Origin of the sequence: Lentilitoribacter sp. EG35, assembly GCF_040784015.1 — a bacterium.
Classification (GTDB): Bacteria; Pseudomonadota; Alphaproteobacteria; order Rhizobiales; family Rhizobiaceae; genus Lentilitoribacter.
In genome coordinates this window covers 47689-65919 of record NZ_JBFNGQ010000014.1, presented here as the reverse complement: position 1 = coordinate 65919, position 18231 = coordinate 47689, and the positions used below count along the sequence as shown (strand labels likewise).

The following is an 18231-nucleotide window of genomic DNA, read 5'->3' as shown; positions in this document are numbered from 1 at the left end:
CTAAATTACTTTACTTTATTTGACCGCGCCACTTGTTAGACCATTCACAATCTGTCGTTCAAAAAGCAGGTACAATAGCAAAATGGGGACAATTGTTGTGATTGTAAAAGCATTGATCAGTGGCCAATCGGTGAGCCCCATATTGTCGCGCATAGCATATAGTTGATACGGTAACGTGCGCATATCACTGGACGATGTGAAGGCAAGAACAAACGGAAACTCATTCCACGATTCGCGTAGTGACAAAATTCCAGCGGTAACTACGCCTGGTATTGAGATCGGAACAACAACCTTCCAAATTCGTTGCCAAATAGAGGCCCCGTCGATTGCAGCTGCTTCTTCCAATTCCATTGGGACGGCTTGAAAGAACCCGATCAATATCCAAGTTGCCATCGGCACTGCGGTCGCCGTATATGTAACAAGTAATACCGAGTAGGTGTCCAGCAAATCCAATTTTGCAATAACATCGAACAAAGGAATTATTAAGCTGGCACGCGGAAGAATACGTGGCACGAGAATGAATAGTAGCAGGATGTGCCGCCATGCAAATGCATATCTTGCAAACCCGTAGGCAGCCAGCACTGAAAAGAATAATGTTAATACGGTAGAGGATATTGCAAGATAAAAACTATTTGCGAGTAATCGAGGAAAACCATCGGATGTGACGACTTTGCCATAATTACTAAAAGTGGGATTTTCTGGAATGAAGCCCTCAGAATATAATGTGAGAGGAGTTTTTAGTGATGCAGAAAACGACCAGAGGATTGGCAGAACTGCCCAAATTGTAAGCACTATCAACATAGACCATGCGATGATGCGAGTTTGGGTCGAAGCAGGACGAGAATCATTTGCCATCTTGAGTTCGCCCCGCTACCTTGAGAAAAACAGCGCTCAACGCGATGTTGATAATCAGAATTACGATCATCACGGCTGCGCCGGTGGAATAGTTCAGATCACGAAATGCTAGCTGGTACATATAGACTGCCAAGACTTCCGTAGACCTGCCTGGCCCGCCACCCGTAAGCGGTAAAATAATGTCAAACATGTTGAAGCTGGCAAAACTAAGCCACATCAATGCAAGTGACAGCATGGGTATAATTGATGGGATGGTGACGTGCACAAATTTCTGAAAACTGGACGCACCGTCAATTTCGGCAGCAGCATATAGTTCTGGATCGATCGTCTGAAGACCCGCCAGTAGAATTAAAGTGGCAAATGGAGCGATGAACCAAACATTTGCCATCGTAATAACTATGAGCGCCTTTTGCGGATCCGCCAACCATGACACCGCCGAATAACCCAATGCACTGGACAATTGGGTCATGATTGCATTGTCCCCGGTGAATAAAAACCGCCACATCACCGCTGTGGCGACACCGGAAACCAAATAAGGGATCAATGCAATTGCGCGAAAGAAACTACGAGCAAAAGTGATTTGGTTCAACGCAAGCGCATGAATAAGAGACATCATGATACCAATGATAATTGTCGCAGCCACAAAAATGAGTGAAATCACTAGTGAGTTTTTAAACCCGTCTGAGCGAAATAAATCTATATAATTATCGAGCCCAACAAATGGTTGACCTGTTTCCCAAACCTCAATCTGGAAGAGGGACATCAAGATACCGCGCACCACGGCATATCCAAGAACACCCGCAACAACTGCGATAGCGGGAAACAACAATATATAGGGCGTCAGTCTCTCAATGAGAGAATTCCACTTGCCTTGGTGAGCGGCGATCATTCCATACCTCCACAACAATAAATCTTCGATACTGGGCCGAAGATAAATCCGGCCCAGTCATTATTGTACTTGGATTACCACTTAGCCGTCGGTTAACTCATCTATTAACTTCTGGTGCTTTGCCGCGATGTTGCTTGCGTCCGCATCCGGATTACTCAACGCTTCCTGCATCGAGTCTAGCAAGATCTGGTAAATCTGACTCTGCCTAGGATGGGTTGGCAACGGCGTCAAATTTGAGAATCCTTCGGCGAACTCAGATGACCATGGCTTAATCCTGTTGTACTCAGGTGATTTGAACACCGACATAACAGTGCTTGGCTGATATCGCACTGACACTTCGCCCACGTTTTTAGGATCAGAAAGGTAGCGCAGCACTTTCAATATAACGTCGTCATTTGCTGCATCCTTTGTGACAAGAAATGGCCAGCCGAGGGTCATAGTGCGAGCTTCACTTTCAGCTCCAGGACGTGCCGGTGGAGGTGTACCATCCCAGTGTTCGTTCCATGTTAAAGATTCATTGAGCGTGGGATAAATATTGTCGCCCAAAAGTGCTTGAGCTGCATTCCCTCCAATAAATGACGCGCGCATTGCGCCCGAATCCCAAGCAAGTACATCCGGTGACGTCAGCCCCTCTCGAACCAATGCTTGGTAGAAACCCAAAAGATAGTGACCCGCCTCCGAGTTAATCTGTGGAACTCCGTTTTCAAACTGCCCACCCATTGACATGAACGTTGCCAGGAACCAAACCGGATCATGCGCTCGGCTTCCGATAACAGCAAAACCAGTATTGCCCTGATCCTTTGCTGCTCGCGCAAATTTGAGAACATCATCCCATGTTTGCGGTACATTCATGCCAGCATCTGCTAACCAATCCTTGCGATATGTATACCAATAAGGTCCAGCGAAAAGCGTAACACCATAAGGTGTGCCATCAAGTGACGCCATTTCAATCGCCGCTGAAGAAAAATCATCCAACGAAGCAGGATCTTCTGAGCGCCACATCTTCAGAACGCCAGACACGTCACGCACTGCATCCTGTGCAACGAGCGGAGCAAGTCCATCTGCCGGGACTTGGAGAATGTCCGGAGCTCGACCAGCCTGTCCTGCGCGAAGCGCATCAGCAACTGCTGTTTCCAGTCGCACAACGTTTGCCGTCACCTTGATATCAGGATTATTTTTGTGGAAGGTCTCGAATGCATCAGCTGGCATAAAGTTCTCACGCCCAAACCAGACCGTGACCTCTGTCGACTGTGCGATAACATCGTTCGTACCAGCTAACAAGCTACCGCCAAAAATTAGAGATGCGCACGCAACTGATCGCGCTACATTTGTGATGTAGGATAGTTGAAATCGTCTCATTTTGTTCCTCCTCAATTGGATTGATTGAATGTTTACAATCTCCTAAGCGAAACATAGCCGCGGCGAATTAGGCGCCTTGTCTTGCTTTATTTCGCATGCAAACAGGCTGTTAAAGTTTACTTTCACTAAGTCGGCCAGCCTGATGCCGACGGTGATTTGGCAATGATTTTGTGTATTCCTTGTCAATCGCACAATAGCTCTGCGCGGGCTTCGATAACGCGTGTTTTCTTACCTAACGGGCAACCTTTTATCTGACCTGAAGTTCACTGACAGACGTGACCCAAGGGCATGCTAAGATTGAGAATCCGACACACATTTTCATTCATAAAAAAAGAAATATTTTAACATGTCAACTAAAAAGAATTTTTTTTCTTAGAGATTTAAAGATATTACACCCAGATAACCTGTTAACTCGCGGGAATGACAATTGTTTCTGACCCCTGGTGATAAAACCGCAATCTGTTAGCTATAAGCATTACAGTTCTCCGTCTGGAATTATCCAAAAAGACGTTTGGCGGGCTTGTTGCAAAGATTGGATCAAGACTGAATTATCCAGCAATTGCAGCAAATTGTTGGAAAGCAGATTGAGTGGTTTTTCCGAACTGATATTTGCGGATCATGTGTGTAACTTCGATACCTTTTAGTGTTGCGCTAGCTGAATAAAAGGCTTTAAAGCCCATCATGGGGCGCGTCAGTTTCTTGATGAAACGATGGTCTTGTTCTACAATATTTTTCCGTTGCCTGACAGCGCATTGTAAATGCGTGAGAAGGAGATATTTCACCTGCAATATCTTTATCAATTTGCTTTCGTACGCGAATTTCAACATTACATTGGTCCATATTAGTCGCGCCAGATTGGCACCACTCTTGTCGACAACCACTTTAATCTGGCACATCGTTTGCATCAATTGTCTGCATGAAGAATCGTCGAGCTGCTTTAGCATCGCGTTGCTCTGACAGCATGAAATCTAGGTTTTTTCCGTGTTTATCGACGGCTCGATAATAAACCCACTTACCTTTGACTTTAATATAGGCCTCGTCCATGCGCCATGGGGAACTGGTTCTTGATTTTTGGCGTAGCGCTTGAGATGCTATTATTGGTGAATATTTTACCACCCAACGGTTTAGTGTCGCATGACCGACTTCAACATCACGCTCCGCCATGATTTCTTCCAAATCACGATAAGAAACCACGTATCTGACATAAAAAAATATTACACATAATATAACACGTTTGGGATAGTGACTGTCTTTGAATTTGATCATTAAACCTTCAACCCAAATGCTTACTAGATTGAAGATTGTTACAAAGTTAAAATAAACCGGGCGTAAACTTTGCGACAGTACCTGTATGAATGCATCTTGCACGATCTGTGCATATCTTCGTATGCGCAATGATGAACGCACTACAAAAATCTGAATGCCAAGAAAAATGAAGGTTCATTTATTCTTACCTGTACTTAGCTAGGTTTGCCATGCTGGTGCGAAAAAAACATCATCAACCGAACTTCCCAACATACTCTGTTTCGGAATTCTTAAGAACTTACGCGGGGTAGTTGTTGCGGCCATCAATGCATCGATGGGTGTTAATCCAACATGCTCGACAAGGCGGATAACAGAGCTTTTGAGATCAATATGTGCACCTGCTAGAGACCCTTTTGAATTCACTAGCTTGCCATCATCAACTATAATCTTTTCACCATAGAGCGTAAAATGATCGGGACCAGCAATTGTCGACATAGCATCTGATACCAGAACCATCCGGTGGGGGGTGGGACGGGCGCGAAAGGCGAGAGCTGTCATCCTATCATCCACATGATGACCATCTGCGATTATGCCGCAATAAGCGGAGCTATTAATAGCTGCGCCAACTATGCCGGGTGTGCGTGATGTCATTGGCGGCATACCGTTGAAAAGATGGGTGAACCCTCGCAAACCCTCAGTCAAAGCCTGTTCTGTTTGTTCTGCTGTCGCTTTGCTGTGACCTGCGGATACAACTATGCCCATTGCAGTCAAATCAGCGATTGTGCCGGGTTCAAGCGTTTCAGGTGCAACTGTTAGCAGAACAGGCAAATTATGACGACGTAATCGTACTAACAGATCGCGGGTTCTATTATCGAATGGGCGAATGCGAGTTGGATCATGTGTGCCCTTATGAGCAAGACTTATGTGTGGGCCTTCAATATGAATGCCGAGCACGCCATTCTTATTATATTCGGCAAGAACAGCATCGGCAGCGCGTTCTATAATGTCTGGGTGATCGGTAATAACTGTGGGCAGAATGAAAGGTGTGCCGACGGAGCGATGCGCTGCTGCGATTGCACGCACACCTTCGCGAGTTGGTTCGTTGTTTAACATGACACCGCCACCGCCATTAACCTGAATGTCGAACAAGCCAGGTGACAAGATTGCCTCCAAGGGTTCAATTTCCGTCTTAGCAGCCAGCGTTTTGACATCTGCTAATTGTACGATCCTGTTGTCTTCTATTGCGACAGCAAGATTGGGTAACAGGGTTTGGCCATCAAATACCGCGTGAGGTCGCATCCACCTCATCTGTTGTTACCAAATAGATAAGGAACTAATGCTGCTTGAATTTGCGCCCAAACAAGTGCGCGAGCCCAACCACCTGCAGCCTGTTCCAGCGCTTTTGCCCGTTCAGTGATATCAGACGCAAAATATTGTTGGATCAGCGGCGCAGGCGCAGAAAGTGTTAGCGCCCCAAACAGATCGGACAACGCTTTTTGTGCCTCGGGTTCAGGCCAATAATAGCGGATCCGGTCAGCATAACCGAAATGCCGCTGGAGACGTAATTCGGTCTCATCACCTTCGTAATGCTTGTGCCAAGAATCCGGTTTCTTAAGCATTAGTTTTTCCATTGCGTTGCTCAGATCGCTGCCACTACGGTTGGGATCTATCCAACGGGACATCCCGTCTAATGCATAAAGGGCTTGCCGACAGGCAAAAGTAAGGGCGGGACCAACTTTGTGAATGGCAAAATGACGGCGTGCTAGTTCCGGGTAGACATCATCAAACTGATAGTCGGTTGAATGTGCTTCAAACGAAATATTCGGGTAATCTGATAGCACCGTAGACAATTCGTCAGGGGAACTCATGTCAAAGCGATCAATATGGGTTGGTGAAAATTCCAATCCTGGCTGCACGACCAAGCCAATAACTCGATCCCAGGCGTCAAGTAAATCTTCGGCTTTAAAGGCGGCATGGTGACGTTCGAGCGTGTGTCGGGCATGTTCTGGTTGTGTAGGGGTAATGACCTGTCCGACCTCATTTGCGCGGGCTCCCCCGGGTGGAGGTACTTCCGTTCCGATAACATAGCTTATTAATGATGCGTCAGGCGCATAAGCTTCACAAACAGCTGCAAGTGCTGCAGCTCTGGTTGCACTTACATCATCATCGACTTGCGCCGGTTCCCCAGCGCAGCCTTCGGAGCAATCGAGGTGAATTTTGGTAAATCCAGCTTCGACATAGGCACGCATGAGATCTTTTGCATGGGACATAGCAACTTCAGCAGGTTCAGCCCGCCAAACCTGTGGGCCAAGATGGTCACCACCAAAAACAACAAGCGCCGGATCTACATTTAGATTTTTCGCCAATGTTTGTACATAGGCTATGAATTCTTCCGGTGTCAAACCGGTATACCCGCCAAACTGATTTACCTGATTGCTGGTTGCTTCAATCAAGATTGGACGTCCAGTTTCTCGAGCCAACAACAATGATGCGGAAAGCACATCCGGCTGGGCCGTGCAGACCGACGCAATTGCAACAGTTTCTCCCGCTCGGTTTTTTGCTACAATATCATTTACGAGGCTCATGATCAGTTCTTTCTTCGGTGCCAAGTGACAGTAAGGCAGCTCCGCGGCCACCGCTACTATCGCCAAAGGCTGGTTTTAAAATTTCTGGTCGCCTTACTGAAGGTAACGCAACTTCATTTAATGCATTGGTTAAGCGTGTTTCCAGATCGACAATGTTAGACAAGCCTCCACCTAGAACGATGCAATCAGGATCAATGTGAAGTTGAATTGTATGAAGCATCTCAGCTGCAAGTTTGCTCCAGACTTCTAACACTTTGCTATTATCAGGTTCATCCGGAGCTGATGCAATATCAACTGCGGAGCGCTCATTACCGGTAAGTGCCAATGAGAGTTGTGCAATGCCGGTGCCTGAGATCAGCGTTTCTGTGCATCCGATCCGTCCGCACCCACATTTTAGAAGCGGTAAATCGTGCTCAATGACGATATGTGCGGGTAGGCCATAATGCCCAACCTCTCCGGGCAATCCATTGTAACCCAGCACCAGTTGGCCATCTTGGCACAATCCACCTCCAAGGCCGGTACCGAGTATTAATCCGAACACACGAGAATGATTTTCTCCAGCTCCGCCACAGGCCTCAGATAAAGCAAAGCACTTGCAATCGTTGGCCGATACGATTGTGCCACCAGCACGGGCCATGAGATCTTGGGCAAGGGTCTGACCATTTGCTGTAAGGTTGGCACTCACTGAAATGCCAGTCTGCGGATCAACAAGCCCGGGAATACCAATACCAATGGGTAAATCTTTTTGCGTTGCTTCGTGTCTAAGCCATTGAACTTCAGTTTCCAAGGCTTTGAGTAATGTGGAATAAGAGTTGCCGGGTGTGGGTTGTCGGCGCGATGTAAGGGGTAGGAAATCAGAATCGAACAAAGTCGATTCAATTTTTGTACCTCCCAGATCAATACCCGCAGCGACGGCAGTAGTCGGATTACGAGTAGAGGCGGACATTTGATACTACTCGGGTTAGGTTCTGGCCAGCGAATGGATCATCAACATTGAGATCAAGCGATTTTGACCAAGCCACGGAAAGCCGCTGCGCGATGAGCACTGCAATCGGTGTGTTCCAGACATCTTCTAGTCCAGTCTCAAACCCAATGTCGGGTGTATCGCTTCCCTGAAGGGGTTGGCCGATTGTTGTGACAGGTATGGTTGGAAATTGCTCGCGAATTTCTGTTGCAACATCCTGATCGTATCTGCGGGTCAAGGGATCGGATGATAGAAAAATATAGATTGCAGTTTGGTTATCAACCACGGCTTTAGGGCCGTGACGAAACCCCAATGTACTGTCCCATGAGGTTACTACGTGGCCAGCAGTTAGTTCTAAAACTTTCAATGCAGATTCACGGGCAGTTCCGGTAAAAGCGCCAGAACCAAGGAAGACTGCACGTTCGGGGCGAGATAGGTCTAAATCATGCGATAGGATTGAACGGGCATTTTTGGCTAGTGCTTCAACTCTCGATGTCAGGCCCTCCAATGGGGAATTATCCAAGCAAGCCATCGCAGTTAACAACATGGTGGTATAGCTGGAAGTCATGGCAAATCCTGAATCATGGCAATCTTCTGGCAATATAATCACCTGCAATTCACCAGAGCCAACAGTTTTACGGTTTGCCAGTGTGCTATCTTTGTTGCACGTAATGTTCAACCGGTCCGCATCAGGTGCCAGCGTGTCCATCAGGTTTAACGTACCGACACTTTCTGAACTGTTGCCACTGCGTCCAAGGGAAATAACGAGAGGTTTTAGGCCTTTGCGAAAAAAATTCTTAGGTTGAGCCACAAGATCAGTTGTAGGTATACTACGCACGGGAATATCCGAACAGCGTCGATCAAGTGACATTGCAATTGAATCGCCGATAAATGCGGAGGTGCCAGCACCACATAACCAGATTTCGTCTGGTCGACGTTTTTCAATCCACTCACGAATCTTTAAGGCGGTAGCGGGCAAAGTTCGAGCCCAAGCATTCCAGATATCCGGCTGAGCTGCGATCTCTTGCTCGGTGTCAAAAACTTTATTCATGAGTATCCTCTAATTCTAAGTTGGGTAGAGATAATTCAGCTAGAATCAATTCTGTACTGGTGGCTTCAATCGCACTGCGGACTTGGCTTGATAGTGTGCTATCAGAAACGATAATATCGACATCCGACAAATCGCATATACGGTGTAGGGCTGGCCCCTTGAATTTGCTGGCATCAGCAAGCACGACAACGCGTTTGCTTGCGCGGATCATTGCGCGATTGAGATGGGCTTCTTCCTCACTGTAGGTCGAAATACCATGTTCAGGATGTAAAGTGTCCGCTCCAATGTAGGCAGTATCAAACGTCATATCTGCTAAATTCATCTCGGCCATTCGTCCGGCCAGTGACATTGCTGCATGCCTAAATATGCCGCCAGGCATCATCAGACGATGTTGTTCAGCGTTGCGTAGGATTAATACTGAGTTGAGACTTGTGGTGAGAATTGTTTTAGCCGGTGCTGACACAAGATTTTCTGCGAGGAACTGAGTTGTAGAGCCAGAGTCGAGTAATAGTGATTGATCTTGTGCGGTAAGTTCGGCGGCCTTGGCCGCTATCATCTGTTTGGCAATTCGATTAACGACCTCTTTATCCTTTAGGCGTGGCTCCATATCGGCAGCAACATCCGTGTCCCTTGTCGCCAGTGACATGGCAAAAGATAGGCGTAAATCCGGCAAACCCTGATAGCCATAATGGCGAGCAAAGCGAATGAGAGTAGGTTCACTGACACCAATTTTTTCGGACAAAACACGCATCGGATTAGTGATAAATTCACGCGGTTCTGCAATGAGAAAATCTGCAATCTGACGAAATGCCCTGGATAGAGTATCTCGATCTTCACATATTCGCTGGAAAATATTATCCGTATCATTCATGTTATATCATTCGCGTTATAATTTACATAAACCCAATAATTTCATATAACTACTTTTTATGCAATAAAGTAACTCTGTATTTACCCGAAATACTTCGATTTCTAGATAATATACACCATGTTATGAAAAATCACTGAAATTGTAGTAAAACTAAAATTTCAGTGAGGAGGCGTGATTCTGATTTCAATGAAACAATCTCAGCAGAACCATTTTACGACACAGCCAAGTTATCGGCCCATCCACCCTCCGTCCACTAACATGATATGCCCATGAACGTACTGGCTTGCATCAGAAGCTAGAAAAACAACAGGGCCAACAAGATCTTTTACATCGCCCCAGCGTTCTGCCGGAATCCGAGCCAATATGTCACGATTGCGTTCAGGATTAGCACGCAAAGCTTCGGTATTATCGGTGGAGATATATCCCGGGGCAATTGCATTTACATTGACCCCTTTAGCTGCCCACTCATTGGCGAGAGCTTTGGTTAGGCCCCCGATACCAGCCTTAGCAGCGGCATAACCAGGCACAGTGATCCCCCCCTGAAAGGTTAACAGCGAGGCGATAAAAATAATTTTACCGGATCCGCGCGTCACCATATCCGAGCCAAGTTCTCGAGACAGGACAAACTGGGCATTCAAATTGATATCAATCACCGCGTTCCAATCGTCATCACTGTGCTCAATGGCCGGCGCGCGGCGGATCGTACCAGCATTATTGACAAGAATGTCGATTGAACCATGATCACGTCTAAGATTTTGGGCGAATTTAGTGACGGCGGCATGATCTGCAAAATCGCAAGCAAGGCCATGGAAAGTACCGCCAGCTGCGCGAACTGCATCACCTGTTGTCGCTCCATCTGATGACATCCGCGAAGATACACCGATAATATTTGCTCCGGCACGTGCAAGACCAACTGCGATCGCCTGTCCAATTCCCCGACTGGCTCCAGTGACCACGGCTGTTTTCCCTGCTAGAGAAAAGGTCGACATGAATTCCTGATTTCCAGATACAGCTATTTCCATCATCTCAAATCCGACATGCCGACCATTTCAACATCGGTGTAATCAACATTATCTCCAGCCATGCACCATAAGAAACTATAGGACGAAGTGCCAGCGCCGCAATGGATTGACCAACCAGGTGATAAGATTGCCTGCTCATTGGATACAATCAGATGTCGTGTTTCATCAGCCTGTCCCATGAAATGAAAGACCCGCTGATCATCGGGCACATCAAGATAAAGATAGGCCTCAGATCGGCGATCATGCAGATGTGCGGGCATCGTATTCCAGACCGATCCTGATGCAAGCTTGGTGATTCCGATGACCAATTGACAGCTCTCCATGACATCAGGATGCACGAATTGGTAGATGGTGCGTTCATTGCTGGTCTCGCGTGTTCCAAGTGGCACTTGTGCCGCCTGATCAATGGTAATAAGTCGGGTTGGAATGGACCGATGTGCCGGCGCGGACAGGATATAGAATTTGGTGTCGCCGGACAGCTCTACCGGGCCTGCACCCATACCAAGATATAGCATATCATGATGCGACAACGTATGACTTTCACCACCAACTTTAACTTGCCCTTGTCCAGAGCCGATATTAACGATGGTTGCCTCACGTCGATCCAGCCAGTTGGCAGTTCCCGTTTCGGCGATCTTGTCTATGGTAACGGTTGTGGAGCCAGGCATTGTCCCACCGACAATCAGTCGGTCGAGGTGGCTGTAGACAAAATGTGTACAACCTGGTTCGAACAGGCGTTCGATCAGAAATTCGGAGCGCAACTCCTCAGTATCCATCGACTTGGCATGTCTAGGATCAATTGCCTGTCTAATTTGTGTGTTTTGCATTACTTTATCCTTACAAAAAATCATCGCGGCGGGGAGTGAATGTGTCGATCAACGCACCTGCTTCTAGTGCAACACAGCCGTGTGTTGTGTTAGAAGGGATCACCAGACAATCGCCTGGTTCAAGAATGGAGGTCTTATCTCCAACGGTGAATTCAAACCGTCCGGCTGCGACATAGGTTGATTGAAGGTGGGGATGGGCGTGGGCGGCACCGCTGGCCCCCTTTTCAAAACAAAATTCGACAACCATCATATCTGGATGATCAGCTTGCACCTGACGTGTTGCTCCCATACCGGTTGGGACAACGGGGAAAGGGTTTTTTGACACTTTAAATACTCCACAATGTTGAATCAATTTGAAAACAGGTTGTCGCCAGAGCCATTGAAAAGCATAGGCGCAGAAATATCTGATCGGAATCCGGCCTTGTCACCAGGTTTATAGGCATGTTGACCCTTCAATTTAACAACCAGCTTTTCGCCACTATCCAAAACCGTATGCAGCAGTGTTTCGTCGCCAAGTTGCTCGGCTAATTCAACGGTGGTCTGGACCTCTGCACCCTCACCCACAGGAAAAAGGCTGTCAGGTCGCAGTCCCAGCTCAATGGCATTATCCAATGTCGATGGCGTGCCATTGAACAAAACACTACCACCAGCGAAATGTATCCGCGTTGCGTCGCCTTCAACAGCAACATGCGTAACCTTGAGAAAATTGGTGGCTGGCTGTCCGAGGAAGCCTGCAACAAAGCGATTTTTTGGTGAATTGAACAACTCTAACGGCTTGCCGACCTGCATAATCCGGCCTGCATCCATCACAACAATTCGATCTGCCATAGTCATTGCCTCAACCTGATCATGTGTGACATAGATCATCGTTGATTTTAAATCCTGATGTAACTTTGACAACTCAACGCGCATCTCGACTCGTAATGCAGCATCAAGGTTAGATAAAGGTTCGTCAAACAGAAAAATCTTGGGCTGCCGCGCCAGGGACCGCCCAATGGCAACACGTTGCCTTTGGCCACCTGAAAGTGCACGGGGACGCCGATCAAGAAGCTGATCTAGTTTGAGCATCTCGGCGACTTCCTGAACGCGTGGTGCGCGATCAGCAGCCGACACTCCAGATATCTTGAGACCAAACCCCAGATTTTCCGCGACTGTCATATGCGGGTAAAGTGCATAGGATTGAAATACCATACCAACGCCCCGTTCAATCGGAGTGAGATTGTTGGCCATAGTACCCCCGATTTCGAGAGTACCGCCATTGACTTTTTCAAGCCCAGAGATACTACGCAAAAGCGTGGACTTGCCACATCCAGAAGGTCCAACCAGAACTGCAAATTCACCATCGGCGATATGCAGGTTGATATCTTCGAGAACGACAACATTGCCGTAGGCCTTCTTAAGGTTCGTAATTTTCACGTCAGCCATCGGCCAATTCCTCATCTACTTGAATTGTTGCACTTTTCATCATGAAGTTCAGTTCAAACGGCACAGGGTTCTCAGCCAATGTGCGCTCGCTTTCCTCTTTAGTCAGGTCTCCACCCTTGCCCTGCGATGCCAATCCCAGAACACAAGCCCGCCAAAGATCGGATAACAGAACCTCGCCTTCCCGCACCGTGGCATAAGGGTAATTGAGTAGACGGCTGAGAGCTGTGAAATCTTTCCGATCAAGTGCGGCCTCCGCGCGTAAAATACGCAAACGCTCGTGTTCATTATCTGCTTCACAAATATCTTCTAGCAGCGTGTTTAAATCATCTCTCAAGCCTGATTTCTTCAAAAATTCCCCAAACTCAAGAACTACTTGCGGCGGGCAATCCGTATAGGCAAGCGAGCGTTTAAACTGCAGTTGCGCCTGATCGGCAAGATCCTGTCGATCATAAAGAACAGCCAAGCAACGGGCGACAAGCCAACCAGGCGAGAGCTCATCTGCCTTCTGGAAATGCATCTCGGCTACAGGGAAAGCTTCGCGATCCAGCGCAGCAATCCCTTTAAACAGGTGCAAAACGGCATGCTCAGGTTGTTGAGAGAGAGCGGCGTCCAATCGGGCTTCCCAAAGTTGCGATGTGGCAAATTTGGAGGGTACAGAAATATCGGTATCAACCATCACGCCAGCTGCAATATCTGACCAGACTTCCGGGTGGTCATCTGTATCAAAATCCATGCCGTCTGCAATGTTTGTGCCGATCATTTGTTCGTGCAGTGAGGCCCATCCTTGACCAGTGCTTAATGTTTCAGTTGGAGTTATCCGTGCCGCCTCAGTCAAAAACATATGAACATCGGCAAGATCTTCAACCGGAACAGCATCGGTGATCGTTTGCTGCACATGGGTAACCGCATCATCATAAGGCCCTTTTGCAGCTGGCGCACATCCTTCTAAGGGTACAAAACACTCCGTCCACTCATAAGACGCACCTGCGGCAAGCGTCATTAACTGGTTTTGTGTTGGCAAAACGCCCGATTGAATCTCAACATACTGGCCCTTGCCCGGCTCACTCAGATATTCGGCCCAATGCCGACCGCCTTCACCTTTACCGAAGAAAAAGTATTTGCGGCCTTTTAAATGTTTCGTTGAAATCTGTCCAAGACCGTAACCATCCGGCTTACATGCCGCAAGCCAGGGCATTTGCTGCCCGGGGCGCCTAAAAAACACCGAAGTTGATGAATTCCAATTACCGGGATAGCTCGCATCAAATCCCCACCCCATCGGAAAAGAGCAGCGTTCCAGATGGTTATCCGGCAACATATGTTCGACCGAATAATCAGCTGGCGAAATTACCCTGAGACCCGGTTCATAGGGCACAGTGGTATTAGTCCACCAGTAGACTTTTCTTGCCTCAGGATTTGGGTTCACAATACGCCCATGCACAAAACAGCGTGCTTCGCCATTTGGCAGAAATAGGTCTATCTGCCAGGCCGTTTCCGATACTCGATCAAAATCGTGGATTCTGAGGATCGGGCCACGACCTGTTTCGACACGTTGGGTGAATACCGTTTCACAAGTTGAGGCTGTGTGACCGGGGGCTGCGCCACCGTTCCATTCAATTCCACCAGAAAACCATGCATTGCGCAAAGATAGATTTGCAGGTTGGAACACCGGATTACGAAACAATAATTCACGCCCCGTTGAAAGATCCACCATGGAATAAAGTCGTCCACCAAGATCAGGCAGAACAGTCAGCCGTAACGCTCCATTATTAATCTCTATCGACCGATGCGCTGTGTCATTCAGATCGCGATCATAGTTATCCTGCACCAGGTATGGTAAGATAGAGGCTCGTCCTTGCGAAATATAGCCTTCCATTTCTTCCTTTGACAGACCAACTGGAGCCTCATCCATCAATCGCCCTGGTTGCTGCCACCAGAACTTGGGCAACGGGTTGTCTGCATCAAGCGATGCGGATGGCATGGTTATTTGTGAAAGAACTACAGATGTCATTTGACACCTCCCATTGTCATACCCTCGATCATTTTGTTACCGAAGAAAATAAAGAGCAGGACACTTGGAACTGTGGTAATGACCACACCGGCAAACAGTCCGACCCAGTCAGCGCCAGAGTACTGCATAGATGTAATCAGCGAGTAAAGTCCAAGTGAAAGTGTCCTTACTTCCGGGCTGTTCAACATGATTAGGGACAGTTGATATTCATTCCATAGACCCACAAAATTTAACAACGCCACGGTCAAAACACCTGGTCGCGCCAATGGCAACATCACATAAAAAAATGTCTGAAAATCTGAACACCCATCAATTGTGGCAGCTGATTGCAGATCTGAAGGAATGGAAGAAAAGAACCCCGTCAACACATAGATCGAGAATGGCAATGACAGTGCGATATAAATCACAGACAGACCGGTCAGTGTATCACCAAGTCGAAGCCCAGCCATGATGACGAAGATCGGCACAAGAAGTAGTGGTGTCGGGATACCCATTCCCACGACAAAAAACGATGTCAGCGCGTTGCGGCCGCGAAATTGTGCTCGACTAAGGACATACGCTGCAGGAACCGCCGCAATCAAGATACCTAAAACCGACCCAGTGACAAGCAGCGCCGAATTCAGAAAATATGCACCAAAATCAGCAGCAAGCCAGGTGCGGACGTAATTTTCAACATGGACGCTGTCTGCCAGTGTGAAGGGCGCACGAAACAAGCCACGATTGGTTTTGAGCGACGCAAGGACCAGCCAGGCGAGGAAGAAAATCCCAAACCCGGCCCAAAGCCCGCAAAACCCATATGAAATAAGCCTAACAGTACGATTAGTCATTTTAGCATTCCCTCAGAATTCTATCCGTTCGGCCGGCTTGAAAATCCGGAAGAAGATAACGATCAGGATCGTCAGCAACACCATGACAACACCGAGCGCAGTCGCATATCCCAGTGCGAAAATCGGATCCCGCTGACCAAACCCCTGGATGTAGAGATAGATCGCATTGGTATAAAGGCCGGTGTCGATGTTGGGTCCGCCAAATGCATAAGGATATTCAAAAACCTTCACCGCTTGAACGCACCAAAGAACGATGGTGATAAGGACCACATCAGAGATCATTGGTAAGGTGATGTGTCTAAATATCTGGAAATCCGATGCACCCTCAATACGACCAGCTTCAACCAACTCTACTGGAATTTTATCGACCCCGGCCAGAATCAGGATTGTAAAAAACCCTGTACCAACCCAGACAAGCCCAACCATCATCGAGAAAAAGATGTTTTCAGGGCTAGTCCAGAGTACTTGATCCAACCCGAATGTCGGGATGTTGTAATCTTCCAGAAGATGAAAGAAGTTAGGCAACAACCCATAGCGCGGCGTATACATGAAAGACCAGAATGTGGATATAGCGATGACAGCTACTGCGTTGGGCATAAAGATGATCGCTCGGAAAAATTTCTTTCCCCAAATCCCGGAATTCAGGAACACCGAGAAAAGGAAAGCAAATCCGAATACCCCTAATCCTCCTACAATGAGAATCAGAAGTGTGTTCTGTAGGCTTTTCCAGAAAATGGGATCCGCCGCCAGGCGTTTGTAGTTTCCTAGCCCCACCCAAAGCTGCTGATCACCAAAACCGGAAGTTTCATAGAAGCTCAGCTTCACCGCCAAAATGGCGGGGTAAATCATGAACCCTATGTAAAGAGCAAGGGCAGGAAACAGGAAAGTAACAATCAGTCGGCGTCGGATCATTTTTTTATCCCAGTCTTACTGGTTGGACCAGAATTTAGCAGCACGGTTCGCCATCGTTTCCATGAATTCCTCGGCAGTAATCTGCTTACGGAAGAATTCTGAATATGTAGGAGCTAGCACCGTCGTATGGAATTCCGGATAAACGACATTTGTTGCATCGTTCGATGCCAGAATAGCACTGGCATTGATCGCAAGTTCATAACCATCAGTCAGATTGCTATTCCACTTGACATTGCGGTTCGTCACGCCAACCCCACCTGTCGTTGATATGATGGTCTGCCCTTCTTCACTTACTAAGAATTTAAAGAAATCAAGCACCTCGGAAGCATTTGGTGAATCCGCAAAGGCCATCATTGTTAGAAGTGAGGCTTGCAGATCACTATTTGCACCCGTACCACCTTCAATCGTTGGAAAACCAAAAGATCCCCATTCAAAATCTTCAGGTACAGCCTTGGACAGCTCAGCAGGAAGCCATGCGCCGACCAGTTCGCCGACGGATTCACCCAGAGCTATGGTCTGTTGACCGATCGGAAACTGAAAACCGAGTACGTCATCTGAGAAACACTTGGCATCCCACATCGCAGTTCCCGCATCAAGAGAGGCGCGCACCGCGTCAGACTTCCACGCCTCACCCGTTTTATCAGCAATCACTTTGCGAACAGCACCATTTCCGGCTACACGCTGCATGGCGTAGGTGAAATTATAAAGCTGATAATTGGCAACATTACCTTCAGTCACCAGAAGATTAAAATCGGCCGCCGCAGCTGTTTCACATGCTGCCAGCAATTCTTTCATGGTGGTCGGCTTACTCAGCCCCAATTCCTTAAAAAGGTCTTTAGCATACCAGATTGAAATCGGGTTGTAGATGTATGGCAGTTGATACCGAGCGCCATCTTTAGCAAATAGATCCAGAACGTTGGGCAACATATCCTCTGACACAGAGCCTTCCAACATTTCATCTAATGGCAACCCTAAACCAGCACGAACCAGGCCACTTGCCAGCTGATCACCATCCTGGTCCATAAAATCGATCTGGGTACCTGCGCCAATAGCAGCCCGGATCTTCACCTGATTCTGACGCCCATTCCAAACCACCTTGAAAGTGGTATCTGGTTTTTTCGCCGTGTAGGCCGCCATGACCTCGCGCAATGCCTGAGCTTGAGGCTCTGGTTCATTCCACATAGACCAAAAGACCAACTCTGAAGCTGCCGCGCTAGTCGCCATCAGACCCAAAGTTAAACCAATCGTAGTTGCTGTTACTGTTCGCATCTTTTTTCCTCCCTGAAAGATAAATGACTGTTCTCCGATGCTTCAACTAGCATGACATATGTAGTTATGCAACAATATTTTTATTTAACTACATGAATTGTGCAAACTGGAGAGTTTTTTGT

16 protein-coding genes and 1 pseudogene are annotated in these 18231 nt (G+C 47.5%); all 17 read right to left on the bottom strand.

The features are described 5' to 3' along the window. Positions 1 to 15: 15 nt before the first annotated feature. On the bottom strand, positions 16 to 855 hold the full coding sequence (locus tag AB2J24_RS18730; RefSeq protein WP_162652944.1) for a carbohydrate ABC transporter permease: 840 nt from the start codon (positions 853 to 855) through the stop codon (positions 16 to 18). Continuing rightward, the gene (locus AB2J24_RS18725; protein WP_367386619.1) at positions 845 to 1744 is read right to left on the bottom strand and encodes a carbohydrate ABC transporter permease; all 900 of its coding nucleotides are present in this window, start codon (positions 1742 to 1744) and stop codon (positions 845 to 847) included. Before AB2J24_RS18725 ends, AB2J24_RS18730 begins: the two co-directional genes overlap by 11 nt. A gap of 81 nt (positions 1745 to 1825) precedes the next feature. Then, positions 1826 to 3103 carry an ABC transporter substrate-binding protein gene (locus AB2J24_RS18720; protein ID WP_367386618.1) on the bottom strand — a complete coding sequence of 426 codons (1278 nt, stop codon included), beginning with the start codon at positions 3101 to 3103 and terminating at the stop codon, positions 1826 to 1828. Between the two features lie 548 nt (positions 3104 to 3651). Next, positions 3652 to 4369 (bottom strand): annotated as a pseudogene (locus AB2J24_RS18715) (IS6 family transposase). A 198-nt stretch (positions 4370 to 4567) separates the two neighbouring features. Then, the gene (locus tag AB2J24_RS18710; RefSeq protein ID WP_367386617.1) at positions 4568 to 5656 is read right to left on the bottom strand and encodes an N-acetylglucosamine-6-phosphate deacetylase; all 1089 of its coding nucleotides are present in this window, start codon (positions 5654 to 5656) and stop codon (positions 4568 to 4570) included. Then, positions 5653 to 6933: a class II D-tagatose-bisphosphate aldolase non-catalytic subunit gene (locus AB2J24_RS18705; protein ID WP_367386616.1), complete on the bottom strand. Its 1281-nt coding sequence runs from the start codon at positions 6931 to 6933 to the stop codon at positions 5653 to 5655. The genes AB2J24_RS18710 and AB2J24_RS18705 overlap by 4 nt, the downstream gene beginning before the upstream one ends. Further along, positions 6917 to 7879, bottom strand: coding sequence for an ROK family protein (locus AB2J24_RS18700; protein WP_367386615.1), 963 nt, complete (start codon positions 7877 to 7879; stop codon positions 6917 to 6919). The genes AB2J24_RS18705 and AB2J24_RS18700 overlap by 17 nt, the downstream gene beginning before the upstream one ends. Next, positions 7860 to 8948 carry an SIS domain-containing protein gene (locus AB2J24_RS18695; RefSeq protein ID WP_367386614.1) on the bottom strand — a complete coding sequence of 363 codons (1089 nt, stop codon included), beginning with the start codon at positions 8946 to 8948 and terminating at the stop codon, positions 7860 to 7862. The genes AB2J24_RS18700 and AB2J24_RS18695 overlap by 20 nt, the downstream gene beginning before the upstream one ends. Further along, positions 8941 to 9819 carry a DeoR/GlpR family DNA-binding transcription regulator gene (locus AB2J24_RS18690; protein ID WP_367386613.1) on the bottom strand — a complete coding sequence of 293 codons (879 nt, stop codon included), beginning with the start codon at positions 9817 to 9819 and terminating at the stop codon, positions 8941 to 8943. Before AB2J24_RS18690 ends, AB2J24_RS18695 begins: the two co-directional genes overlap by 8 nt. A gap of 227 nt (positions 9820 to 10046) precedes the next feature. Next, on the bottom strand, positions 10047 to 10844 hold the full coding sequence (locus tag AB2J24_RS18685; RefSeq protein ID WP_367386612.1) for an SDR family NAD(P)-dependent oxidoreductase: 798 nt from the start codon (positions 10842 to 10844) through the stop codon (positions 10047 to 10049). Next, complete coding sequence (kduI, locus tag AB2J24_RS18680) at positions 10841 to 11668, bottom strand: 5-dehydro-4-deoxy-D-glucuronate isomerase (RefSeq protein WP_367386611.1); 828 nt, start codon at positions 11666 to 11668, stop codon at positions 10841 to 10843. Before kduI ends, AB2J24_RS18685 begins: the two co-directional genes overlap by 4 nt. A 10-nt stretch (positions 11669 to 11678) precedes the next feature. Further along, a complete protein-coding gene (locus tag AB2J24_RS18675) occupies positions 11679 to 11993 on the bottom strand; it encodes a cupin domain-containing protein (protein ID WP_420883671.1) in 315 nt (104 codons plus the stop codon). A 23-nt stretch (positions 11994 to 12016) separates the two neighbouring features. Continuing rightward, positions 12017 to 13093, bottom strand: coding sequence for an ABC transporter ATP-binding protein (locus AB2J24_RS18670; RefSeq protein WP_367386610.1), 1077 nt, complete (start codon positions 13091 to 13093; stop codon positions 12017 to 12019). Further along, positions 13086 to 15101, bottom strand: a complete 2016-nt coding sequence (locus AB2J24_RS18665) for a DUF5107 domain-containing protein (RefSeq protein WP_367386609.1) — start codon at positions 15099 to 15101, stop codon at positions 13086 to 13088. The genes AB2J24_RS18670 and AB2J24_RS18665 overlap by 8 nt, the downstream gene beginning before the upstream one ends. Further along, positions 15098 to 15928, bottom strand: coding sequence for a carbohydrate ABC transporter permease (locus AB2J24_RS18660; protein WP_367386608.1), 831 nt, complete (start codon positions 15926 to 15928; stop codon positions 15098 to 15100). Before AB2J24_RS18660 ends, AB2J24_RS18665 begins: the two co-directional genes overlap by 4 nt. Positions 15929 to 15940: 12 nt before the next feature. Further along, positions 15941 to 16840 (bottom strand): carbohydrate ABC transporter permease, encoded by a 900-nt coding sequence (locus AB2J24_RS18655; protein WP_367386607.1) that lies wholly within the window; start codon positions 16838 to 16840, stop codon positions 15941 to 15943. Positions 16841 to 16855: 15 nt separating this feature from the next. After that, positions 16856 to 18109 (bottom strand): ABC transporter substrate-binding protein, encoded by a 1254-nt coding sequence (locus AB2J24_RS18650; RefSeq protein WP_367386606.1) that lies wholly within the window; start codon positions 18107 to 18109, stop codon positions 16856 to 16858. Positions 18110 to 18231: the final 122 nt, after the last annotated feature.